Source organism: Zunongwangia sp. SCSIO 43204 (assembly GCF_019904275.1).
In the GTDB taxonomy this organism is placed as follows: Bacteria; Bacteroidota; Bacteroidia; order Flavobacteriales; family Flavobacteriaceae; genus Zunongwangia; species Zunongwangia mangrovi.
Window position 1 is genome coordinate 3384558 of sequence record NZ_CP063204.1, and the last position, 18244, is coordinate 3402801.

At 35.1% G+C, this 18244-nt stretch carries 13 protein-coding genes; 8 read left to right on the forward strand and 5 right to left on the reverse strand.

What is annotated here, in order from left to right; genetic code table 11:
* Window positions 1-72: 72 nt before the first annotated feature.
* Window positions 73-4485, reverse strand: coding sequence for a translocation/assembly module TamB domain-containing protein (locus INR75_RS15035; RefSeq protein ID WP_255584562.1), 4413 nt, complete (start codon window positions 4483-4485; stop codon window positions 73-75).
* An 82-nt stretch (window positions 4486-4567) separates the two neighbouring features.
* Here INR75_RS15035 and tsaD point away from each other — a divergent pair, with 82 nt between their 5' ends.
* From tsaD to INR75_RS15075, 8 genes are all read left to right on the forward strand, one after another.
* Window positions 4568-5605 (forward strand): tRNA (adenosine(37)-N6)-threonylcarbamoyltransferase complex transferase subunit TsaD, encoded by a 1038-nt coding sequence (gene tsaD, locus INR75_RS15040; protein ID WP_223089418.1) that lies wholly within the window; start codon window positions 4568-4570, stop codon window positions 5603-5605.
* A gap of 2 nt (window positions 5606-5607) precedes the next feature.
* Window positions 5608-6321, forward strand: coding sequence for a 16S rRNA (uracil(1498)-N(3))-methyltransferase (locus INR75_RS15045; protein ID WP_223089419.1), 714 nt, complete (start codon window positions 5608-5610; stop codon window positions 6319-6321).
* A gap of 5 nt (window positions 6322-6326) precedes the next feature.
* The gene (locus INR75_RS15050) at window positions 6327-6974 is read left to right on the forward strand and encodes a DUF4159 domain-containing protein (protein ID WP_223089420.1); all 648 of its coding nucleotides are present in this window, start codon (window positions 6327-6329) and stop codon (window positions 6972-6974) included.
* Window positions 6958-7482 (forward strand): TrmH family RNA methyltransferase, encoded by a 525-nt coding sequence (locus tag INR75_RS15055; RefSeq protein ID WP_255584563.1) that lies wholly within the window; start codon window positions 6958-6960, stop codon window positions 7480-7482. The genes INR75_RS15050 and INR75_RS15055 overlap by 17 nt, the downstream gene beginning before the upstream one ends.
* Before the next feature lie 24 nt (window positions 7483-7506).
* A complete protein-coding gene (locus INR75_RS15060; protein ID WP_223089421.1) occupies window positions 7507-8595 on the forward strand; it encodes an AI-2E family transporter in 1089 nt (362 codons plus the stop codon).
* A 10-nt stretch (window positions 8596-8605) separates the two neighbouring features.
* Complete coding sequence (locus INR75_RS15065) at window positions 8606-9781, forward strand: class I SAM-dependent methyltransferase (protein ID WP_223089422.1); 1176 nt, start codon at window positions 8606-8608, stop codon at window positions 9779-9781.
* Window positions 9782-9845: 64 nt separating this feature from the next.
* Complete coding sequence (locus INR75_RS15070) at window positions 9846-10442, forward strand: hypothetical protein (protein ID WP_223089423.1); 597 nt, start codon at window positions 9846-9848, stop codon at window positions 10440-10442.
* Between the two features lie 12 nt (window positions 10443-10454).
* Entirely contained in the window at window positions 10455-11087 is a 633-nt protein-coding gene (locus INR75_RS15075) for a hypothetical protein (RefSeq protein WP_223089424.1), read from the forward strand.
* Here the strand turns inward: INR75_RS15075 and INR75_RS15080 are convergent.
* Genes INR75_RS15080 through INR75_RS15095 form a run of 4 tightly spaced genes read right to left on the reverse strand, consistent with a single transcriptional unit; the run spans window position 11084 to window position 18200 of the window.
* Window positions 11084-12358 (reverse strand): phenylacetate--CoA ligase family protein, encoded by a 1275-nt coding sequence (locus INR75_RS15080; protein ID WP_223089425.1) that lies wholly within the window; start codon window positions 12356-12358, stop codon window positions 11084-11086. The two genes, INR75_RS15075 and INR75_RS15080, sit on opposite strands and share 4 nt — an antisense overlap.
* Window positions 12359-14014, reverse strand: a complete 1656-nt coding sequence (locus INR75_RS15085; protein WP_223089426.1) for a C45 family autoproteolytic acyltransferase/hydolase — start codon at window positions 14012-14014, stop codon at window positions 12359-12361.
* 1 nt (window position 14015) lies between these two features.
* Window positions 14016-16994 (reverse strand): MMPL family transporter, encoded by a 2979-nt coding sequence (locus INR75_RS15090; RefSeq protein ID WP_223089427.1) that lies wholly within the window; start codon window positions 16992-16994, stop codon window positions 14016-14018.
* On the reverse strand, window positions 16995-18200 hold the full coding sequence (locus INR75_RS15095; protein ID WP_223089428.1) for a BofC C-terminal domain-containing protein: 1206 nt from the start codon (window positions 18198-18200) through the stop codon (window positions 16995-16997).
* Between the last annotated feature and the right edge of the window lie 44 nt (window positions 18201-18244).

Here is an 18244-nt window from a genome sequence, read left to right on the forward strand (position 1 = left end):
AATTACGAAGTATAGCTGAAAATAGTAAGCTAAACGGTGATTAAATTAGCTTTAAATGCTAATTTTTTAACATCATTCTATCTCTCCATCTTCTTCGGGGAAATTAATATAATCGGGGGCTAAAGAATTTTTTGACTCTATCTTCTCTTGCTTAGGCTGTTGCGTATTTTCAACCTCTAATTCTTTATTGGTTATTTTCCTTATTAACTCTTTAAAAGTATCAAAATCGACAGAGTAAGAAAGCCCAACACCCTGAGTGAAACCTATCTCTTCACCTATAAACTGAATGTTATTTTCACGGTTAAATACAGTAGCCCGTAAAGATCCATCTTCATTTAATAGGAAATCGATCTCCAGGTCTCCTACAATTACAGATTCGGTTGTTCCGCCAATTGGCACACCAACCTGCCCATTTATTAAAACACGCTCACTAATTTGTGTACTTAGTGTTAATCCAAAACGATCTACCGTTTGCTGGTCTGGCGTTCGATCTCCCTGAACATAATTTACGCCTACCTGGAATTTTCCATCTTCATCTGCAAAAATATCATTTACAATACTTGAAGCTCTTTCTGCCAGTGTTCCGGTTATTGCGGTTTGACGCAATCCAAATTCGCTATAAAAAGCATTTTGAGTTACTAAAAATAAGGCCTGAAGTTCTCGGCTTGCCCTATCATCCATTCGGTATTCTAATTCAGATCGTACTACAGAACTTGCTGTTGGAAACTGAATGTCGAAATTGATCTCTGGTTGAATTACCTGTCCCTGTAAATTGATGACTACATCTACCGGAATTTTGCGGTTTATAGATGGATTTTCTAACAATACCGCTGGATTTGCATCTAAAGAATATATTGCACTAACATCTAATTCTGCCCTTAATGGATTGCCATCCCAGTTAATACTTCCGCCAGATCTTACATTGAAGACTTTTTGTACCAGTCCTGCATATTTAAAATTGTAAACACCTTCGTAAACAATGAAGTCTCCCCACATATTAAATTTACCATTGGTATTGATTTCTAAAAGTAAATTTCCTGCGCCTCGACCTCTCAATGTACTCCCACTGGTTTGATCGATCACCACTTCTACTTCAGCATCCCTGGTTACATCAAGATCAAAAACGAGTTCTATACCTTTAACTTCAGGAATTTCTATTTCTTCACCGGCTGCGCGAGCGGCTTTTTCTTCCGGAGTTAAAAAGTGGATATAAGAATTATCTCCTACAGATTCTTCATCACTAAGCGGAATTTTAAAAATCGTACCTTCTTCGGTAGTAGCATTCACCTCGATCACCAATTGATCTGTAGGACCTGCGATTGTTGCATCACCACTAATAAAAGCGGTCCCGTAGTAAAGTGCGTCTTCTTCTGCTTCAGTGTCTAAAACCAGTAAACGATCTGTATTTATCCCAAGATCCAAGAACCATTTAGTAAAGTTTTCGTGAGAAATACTTCCGTCTAAAACACCTCGTGTCTTATATTTTGTATCCTGAATATCTACATTATCAAATACAAATTGTTGCTGCGTTAAATTAACCTGAGCCTGATTTAATAAATCGATATCTACATTTAGGTACGGAATCGTTAGTCCTGCATTATTAAGCCTTATACTACCACCAAAATCTGGATTTTTATAATCGCCACTTACCGTTGCAGATCCTGATGCAAATCCCCGAATATTACTCAGCACTTCACCTCCTAACGGACTAAAAGCTGCCATATTTAGTTTTTGAAGATCGACATCCAGATCTATTGTAGGTTGACTTCCTTCTACATTAATATCACCTATGGCCGATAGTGATTCGATCTCTTCTTTCTGAAGACTGGCATTTACGGTGTAATTGGTTAAATTTTCGTTCCCTGAAACATCTAATTTCATGTTTCCTAAGAGAATTTTATTGATCTTCAATGAATCGATAAGCATCGAAGTGTTGGGATAATAAGCTCCTTTTTCCTGTAGCACGTCTAACTTCCCATTCAATCTTCCGCCAATATCAAGACTATCAATTTCTGGAGTAATTTTATAGAGATCTACATTACTAAATTCCATATTCAAATCTTTGTATGTAGAATCCCTTACAACTCCGCTTAAGCGAATTTCTTCATTTCCGTGATTCATGACCAGCGAATCGATCGTGATGTCTCTAAAACTGTTCTCAAAAACGAATTTGTTATTCTTATTTCGATTTTGGTTGATATACCACGTATTATCCTTAAAAGTAAGATCACTTCGCTGAATTCCTACAACCGACTGATTTTCTTTATTGATGGTGTGGAATAAATTCAGGTTAAAAACATCGCGATCGTATTTTCCTCCTTTAAATTCAGATCGAATAAATAGGGTGTCTCTTTGCGTTACGTTTATAAAACTGAATTCTGAAAAATTATAAGTTCCTGTCGCAACACTATCGGCTTCAAAATAAGTATTGTAAATCGGGTTGGTGTTATCTACCTGAAGATTTACTTCCTGAAACATATTATTAAAAAGATCGATCTTTGGCGATCTAAAATTCAGTTTAAATTCAGATTCATCAGATTCAACTCGGCCTCTTAAAAATGTATTTGGCGATAAGGTTAGATCTGGATAAAAAACTTCAACGATCTTGTTATAAATATCAAAATCGAACTCCATGTATTGATTGTTCGTGATCACATTAGGTTCGTAATTCGTATAAATCGAACCAATAGAATTTTGAAATAAAGCCTGAAGTTCAGACAGATTAAATCGGCCTTTCATTTGCCCGCTTATCACATCTGGACTATTTACTTCAATGGTTCGAACATTACCCGCAAAACTCGATTTAATACTAAAATCATCAAAACGATAAAGATCCATAGGATTTTCATACGAAGTATTCAGCAATAAAATTTCGCCAACCGCATCATCAATACTTGTTCCTTCCATATTCATGATCACATCTCCTTTAAAAATAGAGATCGTATCACGATCTATGATATGCATTTTATAAAGATCTGCATAGGCAACAGAAGCTTCGAAATCGTAATTATTAATTTCTGAAGATAGATCGGCTAGACCATTAAATTCCATCCTTAAATTAGGATCATTAATAGCCAGGTTACCATTAAAAACCGGAGCTCGCATATTCCCTATCACGCGAATATTGCTGTAATTATACCCCTTAAAACCTAATTTCGAAATTTGCCCACGCAACTGCGTATTTAGATTATCTGCCGTAAAACCAGTTCCTTTTATATCTAAATTGAAAGAAGTTTTACCTACCTGTTTGTTTTTTAATAACCTACCAATATTAAAATCTTTCACCTTTAGGTTTCCAGAATATCCTGCATTATCTGCATCATTCAAATTATTAAAGTCAAGATCTGCTGTGGCACTACCTAATTGCGAGCTAAGATCGATATCCATAGCTACTGACGAACTGGTGATTGTGGTGTTTCCAATTATCCTTACGCTACCAAAAGAGCTTAATTCCTGCGGAAGTTTTCCTCGTAAAATTCCTGGTAGGAAATTAACCAGATCGTAATAGTTTGAAGAAAAGTTTCTTAAAGTACCGCTAAGCTGAAAATCTTGAGCCTCACCGGTAAAAGCTCCTTTTAAATTAAGATCACCATAAACTGCACTTCTATCTAATCCAAAAAGCTGAAGATCGTTTACTTGAAGATCATTTAAAGTTCCGTTTAGGTTTGTGGTAAGATTCAGCATTTCATCTTCACCAAAAGCATCATAAAAAACCTGAAGATCTGTAGAAGAAACCTGAGATTCGGTAAAATCGGCATTAATTTTTACTTTATTGAAAAAATCGCCAAAATCACCTTCATCGTAATCAAAATCTATATTCGCATAAATTTCAGAATTTTCTGTAATGATTTCCAGATCATCAAGCCGCATATTGGTTGGATTATACAAAAAGTTCGTACTGAGACGGTTAATTTGCATTCCGCGGCGATCGTGCGCTCTAATTAATTGAATATCTGCTTTAATTTCTGAACCTTCTACCGTAAAATCATCTGCATTAATGCCTAATTTGTCAAATTTGATAATTTCAGGGTATTTATTATTTTCATCAATAAAGCTATACTTGCCATCCAATACCTGTAGATTTGAAACACTTAAAGTAAATGGCTTGCTGCTAGACGTAGAATCTGAACTCAGTTTGCTAATAAAAACACCCATATTATCCAAATCTTCCCCTTTGTAGCGGCGCATTCTCATTTTAAATTGCTGAAGAGTAGTTTTACCAAGATTAGGCGAATTATTAATCAAATTCCCAAGGCTTAAAAGCGAAGTTCTTAGCTCTTTGGTATAAATTAAAGTATCCTGATGGTGATCTTCGATAAAGATCTCATTAACCTGTACGTCACCAAAATAACTTAGGGATACACGTCCAATTTCGATATTTACATTGTTCTTTTCTCGTAGTGTTTTTGTAAGCTTTTCAGCTAAAGAAGTCTGTACCGCAGGGATAGAAAAAACAATGAGCAGCAGGATAAACAATAAAAGCAATCCTACCAATGTTCTAGTTAATATTTTCCAGAATTTTTTGATATGCTTTTATGTTTTAACTTTGTATCCTATTAATTAAAATATGCCCAATAAACCGCAAATGGCTGAAGATATCTATATTCTAGGAATAGAATCCTCTTGTGACGACACTGCTGCTGCTGTACTTTGCAACGGCAAAATACGATCTAATATTGTAGCCACCCAAAAAGTACACCAACAATATGGTGGTGTTGTTCCAGAACTTGCTTCCAGAGCGCATCAACAAAATATTGTTCCTGTGATTCACCAGGCCATTGCGAACGCAAATATCGGTAAAAAAGATATATCTGCAATCGCTTTTACAAGAGGTCCGGGACTTATGGGATCTTTACTTGTTGGAACTTCTTTTGCTAAAAGTTTATCAATGGGCCTGGGCATTCCTCTTATCGAAGTAAACCACATGCAGGCGCATATTCTAGCGCATTTTATTGAAGAAGATGGTTTTAAAAAACCAGAATTTCCTTTCCTGGCGATGACCATTAGTGGTGGCCATACTCAAATAGTAAAAGTGAATGATTATTTTACAATGGAAGTTATTGGCGAAACCATAGACGATGCAGTTGGAGAAGCTTTTGATAAGAGCGCTAAAATTCTTGGTTTACCTTATCCCGGCGGACCGTTAATCGATAAATATGCTAGGGAAGGTGACCCAAAAGCTTTTAAATTTCCAAAACCAAAGGTTGGCGGATTAGATTTTAGTTTCAGTGGATTTAAAACGGCGGTGCTTTATTTTGTTGAAAAACAAACCAAAGAAGATCCAGATTTTATCGAAAAGAACCTTAAAGACATCTGCGCATCTATCCAATATACCATCGTAGAAATATTAATGGATAAACTTAAAAAAGCGGTAAAGGAAACCGGTATCAAACAAGTGGCAATTGGCGGCGGAGTATCAGCCAATAGCGGAATTAGAAATGCGCTTTACGATGCTGAAAGAAGATACAAATGGCAGTGTTTTATCCCGAAATTTGAATATACTACAGATAACGCAGCCATGATTGCGATTGCAGGGCATTATAAATATCTAAAACAGGAATTTTCAGATTTTTCTACAACCGCACAGGCACGATATAAAATTTAAGTATGCAGCTATTTTTTCAGCCAGATATCGACGAATCTACTCAGCAAATTATTTTCAGTAGAGAAGAAAGTAAGCATATCGTAAAAGTTTTACGCCGTACTGAAGGTGCTTTACTAAAGGTCACCAATGGTAAAGGTTTGTTGTTTACTGCACAAATTATCACTGCAGATATAAAACAATGTGTCGCTAAAATTATTGATACTGAAAAAGAAGCTCGACCAAATTACTGGTTGCATTTGGCAGTAGCGCCTACTAAAATGAACGATCGTTACGAGTGGTTTTTAGAAAAAGCTACAGAAATTGGAATTGACGAAATCACCCCGGTAATCTGCGATCATTCTGAACGTAAAGTGGTAAAACTCGATCGTTACGAACGTGTGTTACAAAGCGCTATGAAACAGTCTTTGCATTTTAGAATGCCTAAATTGAATGAACCGGTAAGCTTTTCAGATTTTATAAATAAAGATATTAATGCTGAGAAATTCATTGCACATTGTGAAGAAGACCAGCCAAGAATTTTGCTTCAAAATGCTGCTGTAGCCTTAACAGATACCTTGATTTTAATTGGCCCTGAAGGTGATTTTTCTCCTGAAGAAATAAAACTAGCTTTAGAAAATGATTTTTCTCCGGTAAGCTTAGGCACAAGCCGTTTACGTACCGAAACTGCAGCCATTGTAGCCTGTCACACCATAAACCTAATCAACGAAACCGAATAAAATTTATGCTAAAAAAGTGCATTTTTATCTTCATTTTTAGTTTTGGGATTCAGCAGATTGCTGCGCAAAAGATCGCACTTTTAAAGTATAATGGTGGTGGTGATTGGTATGCTAATCCTACTGCATTACCTAATCTTATCGATTTTTGTAATAAAAATATTGATACCCGTTTAGATCAAAAACCGGTCACCGTAAATCCTGGAGGGCCAGAAATTTTTATGTATCCTTTTGTTCACATGACGGGGCACGGAAATGTGATCTTTTCTGAAAGTGAAGCTGAAAATCTAAGAAACTATCTTTTAGGCGGCGGTTTTTTACATATCGATGATAATTATGGGATGCGAGAATATTTAATTTCAGCATTGAAGAATGTTTTTCCAGAAAAAGAATTACAAGAACTACCTACTTCTCACCCAATTTTTCATTCTCAATTCGAATTTAGCCAGGGATTGCCTAAAATCCACGAACACGATGCAAAACGGCCACAGGCTTTTGGGATTTTTGCTGAAGGTAGATTAGTTTTGCTCTTTACTTTTGAAAGTGATCTGGGAGACGGTTGGGAAAATGAAGAAGTTCATCATGATCCGGCAGAAGTACGATTAAAAGCCTTAAAAATGGGTGCCAATATTATCAAATATGCCTTTGAAAACTAATATGCAGCTTAATCATTCTCAAAATAAATTCAGTACTAAAAAATTTCCGGTTACGCTTATCCTGGATCATATTTCAGGTGAAGCTAATATTGGAAGCATCTTCAGATTAAGCGATGCTTTTCATGTTGAAGAGATCATTTTCTGCGGAATTGAGCCCAATTTAAACAGTAACCGACTAAAGAAAACTTCAAGAAGCACACACGAATATGTCGATTTTCGATATTTGGAAGATTCAGCAGCGATTGTTCAGCAAAAAAAGGCCGAAGGTTATACAATAATTGCCCTCGAAATTACACAAAATAGCATTCCGCTTCAGAAATTACAATTACAAACTTCAGAAAAAATAGTGCTAATTGCCGGACACGAAAATTTTGGCATTTCAGAAGAAATCTTAGATCTATGCGACCAAACCGTTCACATCTCTATGTTTGGAAATAACAGTAGCATGAATGTGGCGCAATCGATAGGAATTTCTCTTTACGAAATCACAAAAAGCTTGATCCCTTAATTTAGAAAATCCTATATTTAGCCTGTGAATGCTAAAGAACTTTCTTACGGAATTTTAAGGGCTGCGGGTATCGCACTGGGAATCATACTTTTGCTATTTTTCCTTTACGAAATCCAGTCGGTTATTGTATACATCGCTGTTGCGGCCATTATCTCGCTAATCGGGAGACCGGTGGTGATTTTTCTTCGCCAACGTTTAAAAATCCCTAATCAAATAGCTGTTGTGATCGTTTTGCTATTGGTTTTGGCAATTTTTGTCGGCATAATTTTCGTTTTTGTTCCCATAGTTATAGAGCAAAGTCAATATTTAGGTCGAATTGATATTGAAGCATTTAAAAGTGATCTAAACGATCTTAACGCTCAGATTAATGCGTATTTGGGTGTCGAAGAGATTAATATTATAGAAAGTCTAAAGCAAAGTCAGTTTGTTCGTAGCCTCGATGTTAGCCTTATTCCTAAGTTTTTAAATAATGTCTTCGGAATTCTAGGTGCGACGATCGTTGCATTATTTTCAGTAATTTTTATTTCATTTTTTCTTCTGAAAGACAGCAAATTAATGCTGAACAGTATTTTAGTATTCGCCAACCGCGGAAAAGAGCAAAAATTTGTTCGTGTTTTCAACAAAATTAAGATTCTGCTTTCAAGATATTTTGTGGGATTAACTATGCAAATCACTGTATTATTTATTTTATACATGATCTTGCTTACTCTTTTTGAAGTAAACAATCCTGTAGCCATCGCATTTATTTGTGCTTTTTTAAATCTTGTTCCTTATCTAGGACCGGTTTTCGCAGGAATTTTGATGGCTTTATTTGTAATATCCAGTAATTTGGGAGCCGATTTTCAGGCAATTATTTTACCAAAATTGATTTATGTAATGCTGGGATATGCGATTTGCCAGGTGATCGATAACCTTATTTCACAGCCTATGATCTTTGGTGCAAGTGTGAAATCTCATCCTTTAGAAATCTTCCTGATTATTCTTATTGCAGGATTAGTGTTTGGAGTTGTGGGGATGGTTATAGCGGTTCCTGTTTATACTGCGATAAAAGTTATTGCCAAAGAATCTTTAAGCGATTACAAGATCGTAAAAAGATTGACGAGAGATCTCTAATTTCAGCTTTATGAACACCGAACTTTTACAGCCCGAAGTTCAGGAATTTGTAGCGAAAAACTTAAATGCAGATGTTTCTGCTTTGGTTTTAAAAGGCAGTCCGTTTCCTAAAATTACTGCTGCAGAACTTGCCATACAAATCGCCGGTAGAAAAACAGCCGAAAGAAAACTACCAGTTTGGTTCGAAAATCAGCATATTATTTATCCCCAAAAATTAAATTTAGAGCAAACTTCCTCTCAAATCACTGCGGAATATAAAGCGTCTTTAGTTTCAGGAGAAAATCTGACAGATCTTACCGGTGGTTTTGGGATCGATAGTTATTTTTTCTCTAAAAACGTTGAAAACGTCTTCTATAACGAATTAAATAGTTATTTAGCTGAAATCGTTCAGCATAATTATAAAGCACTAAAAATCGATAATATTGAAGTAAATTCTGGTGATGGACTCGCATTTTTAGAAGCTACAGCAGTTAAATTCGATTGGATCTATTTAGATCCCGCAAGAAGGGACGATCATGGTGGTAAAGTTTTTCGGCTAGCGGATTGTACACCAGATGTTATTGAAAATTTGCCATTATTATTCGAAAAATCAGATCGTATTCTAATAAAGACTTCTCCTCTACTCGATTTGAAATTAGGTATTTCAGAACTTGATTTTGTAACTGAGATTCACGTTGTCGCTGTAGAAAATGAGGTGAAAGAATTACTCTGGATTTTAAAGAAAGATAGTACTTCAGCAGTAAAGATTATTTCAAAAAACTTCAGCAAAAAAGAAGACCAGACTTTTGAAACCCTCTTAAATGAAAGTTTTGATACAGCATTCAGTCTTCCTCAAAATTTTCTTTACGAACCCAATGCTGCAATCATGAAAACTCAGCTTTTTGGGCAATTGGCAAAAGATTTTAAGCTAAAAAAACTTCATCAAAACTCTCATCTATTTACTTCAGAAGAGCATATAAACTTCCCTGGAAGAAAATTTAAAATAATTGATATACTTGCTTTTGGGTCTAAAGAATTTAAGAAAAAATTTAAGTCGAAAAAAGCCAATATCAGCATTCGTAATTTCCCGGTTGATGTAGAAAATATTCGTAAAAAACTTAAAATTAAAGACGGCGGTAACGATTATTTATTTTTCACTACAAATCTTAAAGAAGAAAAGATCGTATTGGTTTGTGAGAAAGTATAAGAAGAAAATGCAAAAATTAACGCAACCTTTTTCTTTCTTTTTCATCTAACTTAAAACCAATTAAATGAAAATAAAATTACTCTTTCTGTTTTTAGCTCTAACAGTTTCTACTTATGCTCAAAAACCTGCTCTACGCATATTTTATGGGTTTTCTGACGCTGAACTTTTAGAGAATGAAGAATTAGATGGTTCACCATCCAATGATATAGAAAACTATTATGAATTGGGTGCTGAAGTCTCTATTCCGCTGAGCAAAAAAATTAGTTTGATCGCCGGACTTACGTATTCTAAAACTACTATAAAAATACAGAATGTATTTTATTACAACGAAATCAACAATAAATCATCTATGCCCCATTTTAGGTATAATGATTTAGAAATTTTATCCATTCCTATTCTTCTGGAATTTAACTTTTGGAACTATTTCTTCCTAAATGCAGGCCCAGTTTTAAGCTTTGAACTTAACGATCCGGATATTGAATACTCTCAAAACGGAATTGGCTATCATTTAGGTCTTGGTGGTCAATATAATGTTGGAGACTTCTTTGTTTTTGCCAATCCTTATTTCAAACAATTTGGCACTATAGACTTTAAAGATGAAACACGAGATTACAATTTAAGTCAGTTTGGAGCACATGTAGGGATTGGATATCAATTTTAAAGTAAGGATTGTATGAAATTTAAAACAACTATTCTATTCTTTTTTATTTGTGTTGCTATTTATGCACAAAAACCTGCGATACGCATATTCTATGGTTTTTCTGATACAGAAATTAGTGACAATGAGGATTCCGATTATATTTACAAAGATGAGATTGAAAACTTTTATGAATTAGGTGCTGAAATCACATTGCCTTTAAGCCCTAAATTCAAACTGACCTCTGGATTTACCTACTTTTATACAGATATCATAAATGGCAAAAGATTATATTCTGAAAGACAAACCAGGGAACAGCTTGGAGATAGGTATTCTGATGATGTTATTATTGAGTATGCATATCCTCTTCCAGATAAACAACTCGAAATTTTATCAATCCCTGTTCTTCTGGAATTTAAATTTTGGAACTATTTCTTCCTAAATGCAGGCCCAGTTTTAAGTTTTGAACTAAACGATCCAGATATTGAATACTCTCAAAACGGAATTGGCTATCATTTAGGTTTTGGCGGTCAATATAATGTTGGAGACTTCTTTATTTTTGCCAATCCGTATTTTAAACAATTTGCCACTATAGACTTTAAAGATGAAATGTTAGATTACAATTTAAGTCAGTTTGGAGCGCATATAGGTATTGGATATCAATTTTAGATCGATCGCAGATCATGGAAAATAATCGGCTTTCTGCTTTCTCTTGGAAATTTTTTCTGAAATAATGTAGAAGCCGATATTTGCTGAATTTCAAGCTTAATTTGTAATTGGTCCCGTAATTTTAATTGAATTTCAAAAGGGTTAAATTCAACTTCCTCTGAAATTTTCAAGATCACTAAATCATTGCCAAATTCATCATTTTCAGCTTCAATAATATAATCTGAAATTTCTAAAGCATTCATCGCTTCCTGAATATGTTGTGGATAAAGCGAAGTACCTTTTATTTTCAGCATCTGCTTTTTACGGCCAATTACAGGGCCAATTCTGGCAGAACTTCTAGCGCAAGAGCAGTTTCCTTCAATTTTCATGAGCATATCTCCTGTAGCATACCGAATTAAAGGCATACTTTCTACCTGCAACGGAGTAACCACGAACTCTCCTACTTCACCATTTTTAGCGGGATTTCCAGATTCGTCAAGAATTTCAGTATAGATAAGATTTGGCAAAATATGATTACCTTTATGCAATTCACATTCTGTAAAAGCTGTCGCCATTTCAGTAGAAGCATAAGTTGAAAACAGTTCTATTGCCCATAATTCCTGAATTCTTTTTCGTAAAGCCGAATCTTCCAAGTTTTCATTCAACAATGATTCGCCAATACAAATCACGCCTTTTACTGAAGAGTTCTTATAATCGATATTATTTTGCCGGGCATAATCGATTAGTTTCAGCAAAAATGAAGGTACGGCGACTAAAAATTTAGGCTTAAAACGATGAATACTGTCCCACTGCAAACCAGGTAATCCGCTGCCAGTCCTTATTACCCCTGCGCCAAGTTTTCGTAAACCTAAATAATAGGCCATCCCGGCCATAAATCGGCGATCTAGCGTAGTTGTGATTTGCACCACATCATTTTTATTTACTCCGGCGATCTTAAAAGATTCATATTCGTTATAGGTTAAACGCTGTAAATCGGCCTCATTAAGCATAAAATTTACAGGATTCCCTAGAGTTCCAGACGTAGTTACATGATCGATAACCTCCGTATAATCTACCGCTAAAAAATCTAAATTATGAAGTTGAAGATCTTCTTTACTTGTAATCGGAATTCGACGAAAATCGGTTTCATTTTTTATTGCTGAAATATCGATCGCATTCTCATTAAAAATCTGCTTGTAAAATGGCGAATTTTGGGAAGCGTAATCCAAATGCTGTTTTACCAATTGCCACTGTTCTTGTTGCGATATTTCTGGAGAAAGAAAGTCTTTCATTTAAAGTTTTCTATACGATTTTTTCAGTAATTTCTTTATATGCTCTTTTTCTGGCAAAGTTGATATTTCACGGCGCAAGGCCTGCTTAAAATCGATGATGGCCTTTTTATAATTACCCTCGCGATAGTAATATTGACCACTTAAATAATAAGCCTGCCAAAAATAAGGATTTAACTGCTTTAAAGCTTCGGCATCATGGGGATTTATTGGATTTTCATGTTCTAAATCCTGAACAAAGCTTTCCCTTATTTTTCGATATTCTTCGTAATTTTTATAGTATTTTGTTTGTAGAAAATTAGATTCTGGAATTATCTCTTCAGCATTCATCACACTTCCGCTAACATTTCCTTTTCCAAATTCAGCAAAAACATTTTCCAGATCGTAGGAAATAAAAGCTCCCATTTGATACGGATTTGCAGATAACCAGACTTTCTTTTCTTCAGGTTTAAAAACGATTCCGTGATGCGCTAATAATTGATTGATCGCTTTTTCATTTCCATAGCCAATTTGCTCTCCATTTAATCCTCTTCTATTTCGTAGAATTTCAACAGCTTTTTTCGGTGTCAATTTATCGGCTTTAGAAACCAATTGAGTCATACGCTCATAACGATATTGCGAATGACTTTCTTTTATGGTTTTTTGATTTCGTTTATCATCCTGATACGCCGAACTCTGAAAATGATTGCTGCAAATTAACTGATCTGAATTTTCAACTTCGTAAACTCCGAAGTTTTTTGGGCTGACTTCAATTAGAATCGCTTTATGATCCTTGGCACTTCCCACCATAATCGATTCTGAAACAAAAACCTCTCTCTTTCTCGCAATTTCGATCGCATCTTCTAGATTAGACGCATGCTGTAGAATCTCTCTTGAAACCAACGTAATCGGATCTTTTGCCAACATCGGGATCTTAGATTTCCCGGCATTTATGGTCACTGTAATTCCTTCTTCGTTCATTCCGCTAACCGCACCAATCATCCCGCCCCAAGTGTACATCATAAATTTATGACCGTCGTCCGGATTTACAAAAGCTACCATTTTTTGGTTGGAAAATTCGTCTCCCGCATAAAAATCGAAATTTCGACCTAAAAGTAATTTTCCATCTGCTGTTTTATCATCCCAGGCAGCAAAACTTGTACAACCTACGAGCATCAAATCCTGCAAGGCGTGACCGATATCGTGCGCCCCGTGGAAATATAACATTCGTAAATAAGCCGGCGCAAATTCATCGTATTTTTTTAGTCCGAATCTCGAAACTCCGTAAATTTCCTGTTTATACTCTTCAGGAACATATAGATACATTTTACGATTAAACCAGGAAACGAGTTTTTTCAGGAAATTTCTATATCCTTCAGAAGGAACCATTTCGTTGATCTTTCCCATAAAAGCATTCTCCTGATGATGAATTAGATCCTGAGTTAATGCTCCGTTCGCCAAACCGAGTTCCAATGCATCTCCTTCAATATAAAGTTCCCAAACACCGTATTTATTCTGAAATAGATTGTTTTTTCCTAAAGAATAATGAGTATCGCTAATTTTTGTTCTAACGGTATCTATTTTAGAGATTCCAGTAACATTGGGCAAATCCTGATAAGATTTTTTAATTCCGCAGGAAGCAAGAAAAACTAAAATAAAAAGGACGAAAAACTTCTTCATGCTATTCTTTTTCAAACACTAAAATTCCGCTTTGGCGATAGGTGATTTCAAAATTCGCGTCTAACAACCATTGCGTTTTTAGTGTTTTGTGAAGTACAATTACCTTTTTTCCAAATCGATTGATCACCTGCTTAATTTCATCTATATCGTTTATTTCGTGATCTGGCATGATAAAAGTAGAACAGGTCTTAGCCGTATCAATTGCAGTAGAAAAATGTAAATTCTCATGTTTACTACGGAAACAATTTCTGGCGATTTCAACGGCTTCTGAAGTTTCGTAACCCGTAATATTTGAATTCGGATTGATATAACTCAAATAAATCGGAAACACCCCAATTCCCGAATAGAAAAAGAACACACACTCCCCTTTTTCAATAAAATTAGAAACACGTAAATAGGGTTCTTTTTTTTCAGTAAACTCAGCTTTCGCTTCACTGTAAACCGGCTTATATCGATAATTATCCAACACCGCATGCTGATAATAAAGATCCTGTTTGTAATAAATTTTATTCCGAATAAAACTACCAATTCGGCTAAATCTAAACGGTGGCAAAGCCTTTTTACGCCGATTAATAAACAATACGTTAAACAACCAAACCTGAAGCACAAATGCCACTAAAACCGCAGAAAACACACCAATGATCGAAACACTGGAAACCGATCGCAATGCCGGATGTTTTGCAAAGATCAATGCGCCTATTCCCAGTAAGGTAGTGATCACAGAGATCAAGATCGATGTTTGGTAAGTTTTAAGCTCGCTCTTACCGGTTTGATATTCTTTAAGACAAGCGTTGGTGATAAAAATGCTATAATCTAAGCCTAAACCAAAAACAAAGGTTGAAATAATAATATTCAGAATATTGAATTCGATCTTTAAGGCGCCCATTATTCCCAACGCAATTATCCACGTAATTCCTATCGGTAAAAGCGTTAACAGGCTAATTTCTAAATTCTGATAGGAAATTAAAAGAATAAGAAAAACGGCCAAAATCGATAAACCAATAAGCTGATTAAAATCGTCCTTTAAATTACCCAAAAATCCCTCATTAATTCGCTCGCGATCAATGATCAAAGTATTATCCAGATTATCGAATGCTGTTGTAAATTCTTGCGATGGCAATTCTCCCAAATTTACCGTAGTGGTTACCGTTGCAAAATCTTCACTTATTGAAATAAAGTCGTTTAAATAAAGATTTGTAATGTTTTGATAATCTTCTAATTGTAGATTTTTAAAGTCTTTATCTAATAAATCATAAAAATCCTGAAAACTAGCTGGCTTAAAGCCATATTGTGCAGATTCTGATAGGATTTTATTTTTAATTCCTGAAGTATCTTTAGAATTCCAGAAATCTTTCCATTGCTGAATCTTCTGGTTTTGTGTTTGTGTAGATAACACCACGCCACCAATGCTACTGTATGAGTTTAATTCCGATTTTTGGTTAACAGATTTTAAATTTTGATAAACTTTAGAATTTTCCAGGAGCGCCTGGTCGATGGAATTTCCGTAGCTCACCAAATACAAGGTTTTACCGTTACTATTGGCGATATTTTGTATTTTTTGTTCGGCTTTTTTAATGGCTTCAGGCTGAAAATTAATCTTACTTAGATCATTATTGAAGTCCACTTTGGTGAAAAAAAACAGTCCGAAAACAAACAATATCACTACACTAAAAAACAGCGGTTTAATTTTAAAGAACTGAACACCCGCCAGCCTATCCAAAAAAGTATTTTTAGGCGTTTCTCCAATTCGTTTTCCGTAGAGAATAGGAATAAGTAATAATGCCAGAAAAGCAGCAATAATCACACTAATTGCGGCAAACATCCCTAAATCGTTTAGCGCTTCACTATTTACAAATAACAGGCATAAAAAAGCAATTGCCGTTGTGAAACTGCTCATTAAAACCGGTCTTGTAACCTCTTTATAAAGCTGAAAAACATCGTGATTATTACGATAATGGGTTAAAATATGCAATCCATAATCGAGTGTGATTCCCAGTAAGATCGAACCAATCCCAATCGATATCGCAGAGATACTTCCTTTAAAAATATATAATATCGCTATTGCAGTAACTGCTGCTATGATTCCGGGGATAAAAAGTATTAGCGGAACATAGATCTTTCGGTAAAAAAGGATGAGTAAAATCAACAATATCGAGATTACAATACTAATCGTGATCTGTACATCTTTTTTAATCTGATTGGCATTTGCCAGTGAATACAAAACTCCGCCAAAAAAGTCACCTTCAACCGTATTGAATTCGGCATTTAATTGCTGCTGAATTTCTTTAAGATCGGCTATAAACTGATTGTTTTTATTGGTTTCTGAAGCCGGTAAAGTTGGCGTAATAAAAAGTAACAGATGCTTTTTATCTTTAGTGAGTAAATAATTATTGTACAGCAAATAATTATCGCCAATCTGAAGTTCTCGTAATTTTTCGAGTCCGATTGGCCCTAAACTAAGCGGATCCTGAAAAATAAAATTTTTGGTAACGATCCCGGTTGGAGAAATAATGCTTCGGTAATCTTCTTTAATTTGCTTTGAAATTGCAGAATCTGAAAGTTTTTTTTCAATTTCAGTATAATCGGCTTCATTCAAAAATAAAGGTAAATTCTGATAAACGAAATTGTAAATTTCACGAACCCCTTCATCGGCAATTTTACCTTCAATATTTTCAACAAAATTGGGTAATTTGGTGTTTACAGAATCTATAAATCGTTCAGCATAAGAAATTAGTTCCTGCGGTTGCTCTTCTTCCGAAGAAATCGTAACGACAATTTTATCTGAAAATTCGGTTTCCTTTAAAATCCTCTTTAAAACATCCTGATCTTTCCCAGAAGGGATTAATCCGGTTACATCTTCCTCTAATTCAACCTTTGAAGCTAAAAATCCAACTCCCGCGACAAATACTAATAATAGCAATATTCCCGGCAATTTATTCTGCTGAAAAAAACGATAGGATTTTAAAAAGAAATGATGCATTTAAGATTTTACGATCTGCTTTTTATTCAGAACCGAAAATAACAAATAAAACACAATCCAAACCAGTATCGACGCAATAATTGACAGAATCAAACTCCCTAAAATGTATTGTCCTAATCCAAGAAAAACATCTGTTGTAGAACTAATGCTTTGTAGTTTTAGCGTCCAATCCCAGCCTTCGCCCATAACCAGTGAACCTATTTGAAAACTTAAATAAACGATCACCGGAATAAAAGGCGGTATACTTATATTAGAGAATAAAAAGGCTGTGACCTTATTTACTTTTAAAAGTGCAGCCAAAACAAAGACTAAGAAAGTATGTATTCCCCAGAATGGTGATAAGCCCACAAAAATACCAACGGCAATAGCTGTGGCTTTTTTCGCCGGACTTTCACTACTCTTTAAAATATCTTCTTTCCAGAATTTCTTAAAGCCCTTTTGTTTAAAATCGCGATATTTATTGCGAGGATGAATCCACAAAAAACTTACCAGTACAAACCACATGTACAGCAAAACGATCCTTACAATATCCCAAAACGGGCGGAAATGGCTTACACGATTCTTTTCATCATAAAGTACTTTTATCGGTACATTTTTCACATCAATCTTACGCCAGGTGGCTTTAACGATGGTTTCAATTTCAAACTCGAACTTCCAGGTGTAAAAAGTAATGGAATTCATCACTTTTAATGGATATAATCGATATCCGCTTTGGGTATCGTGAAGCTGAAATCCTGTAACCACGAGATACCAATAGCTGGAAAAATCATTTCCGGTAGCGCTAACACCAGGAACACCATCGCTTCCCATATTACGATCGCCAATAAGTAAGACTTCTTTATCTTTTGGTTTTCGCTTTTCTAATTCAGATAAGAAAACGTCAAGATCGTCTGGATAATGCTGCCCGTCTGAATCTATAGTAATCACATAATCGTAACCTAGTTCCTCGGCGATCTTAAAACCTTTTTTGAGCGCCTGGCCCTTTCCTTTATTTTTACTGAAATTACGGACTTCAATTTGCTTGAAGTTCTGAAGAATTTGTTTGGTACTATCGGTACTTCCGTCATTTAAAACAAGGATCTGATCTGTGTACACTAAAAGATCTTCTAATACTGAAGCTAAAGTGCCTTCATTATTATAAGTAGGAACTAAAACACAGCAATTTAAAGCTTTAAATCGGTTTTGATAGATACCGGAAGTTTCCAAGTTTCAAATTTTAGTGGTGCAAAAATATCAAATATTAGCACCTT

Bases quoted from the DNA above. Each gene is read 5' to 3' on its own strand.
- INR75_RS15055 (WP_255584563.1), top strand. From the start codon at position 6,958: ATGCCTTTGAAAACTAATATGCAGCTTAATCATTCTCAAAATAAATTC.
- INR75_RS15050 (WP_223089420.1), top strand. From the start codon at position 6,327: ATGCTAAAAAAGTGCATTTTTATCTTCATTTTTAGTTTTGGGATTCAG.
- INR75_RS15070 (WP_223089423.1), top strand. From the start codon at position 9,846: ATGAAAATAAAATTACTCTTTCTGTTTTTAGCTCTAACAGTTTCTACT.
- INR75_RS15045 (WP_223089419.1), top strand. From the start codon at position 5,608: ATGCAGCTATTTTTTCAGCCAGATATCGACGAATCTACTCAGCAAATT.
- INR75_RS15090 (WP_223089427.1), bottom strand. From the start codon at position 16,994: ATGCATCATTTCTTTTTAAAATCCTATCGTTTTTTTCAGCAGAATAAA.
- INR75_RS15065 (WP_223089422.1), top strand. From the start codon at position 8,606: ATGAACACCGAACTTTTACAGCCCGAAGTTCAGGAATTTGTAGCGAAA.
- tsaD (WP_223089418.1), top strand. From the start codon at position 4,568: ATGCCCAATAAACCGCAAATGGCTGAAGATATCTATATTCTAGGAATA.
- INR75_RS15085 (WP_223089426.1), bottom strand. From the start codon at position 14,014: ATGAAGAAGTTTTTCGTCCTTTTTATTTTAGTTTTTCTTGCTTCCTGC.
- INR75_RS15075 (WP_223089424.1), top strand. From the start codon at position 10,455: ATGAAATTTAAAACAACTATTCTATTCTTTTTTATTTGTGTTGCTATT.
- INR75_RS15080 (WP_223089425.1), bottom strand. From the start codon at position 12,358: ATGAAAGACTTTCTTTCTCCAGAAATATCGCAACAAGAACAGTGGCAA.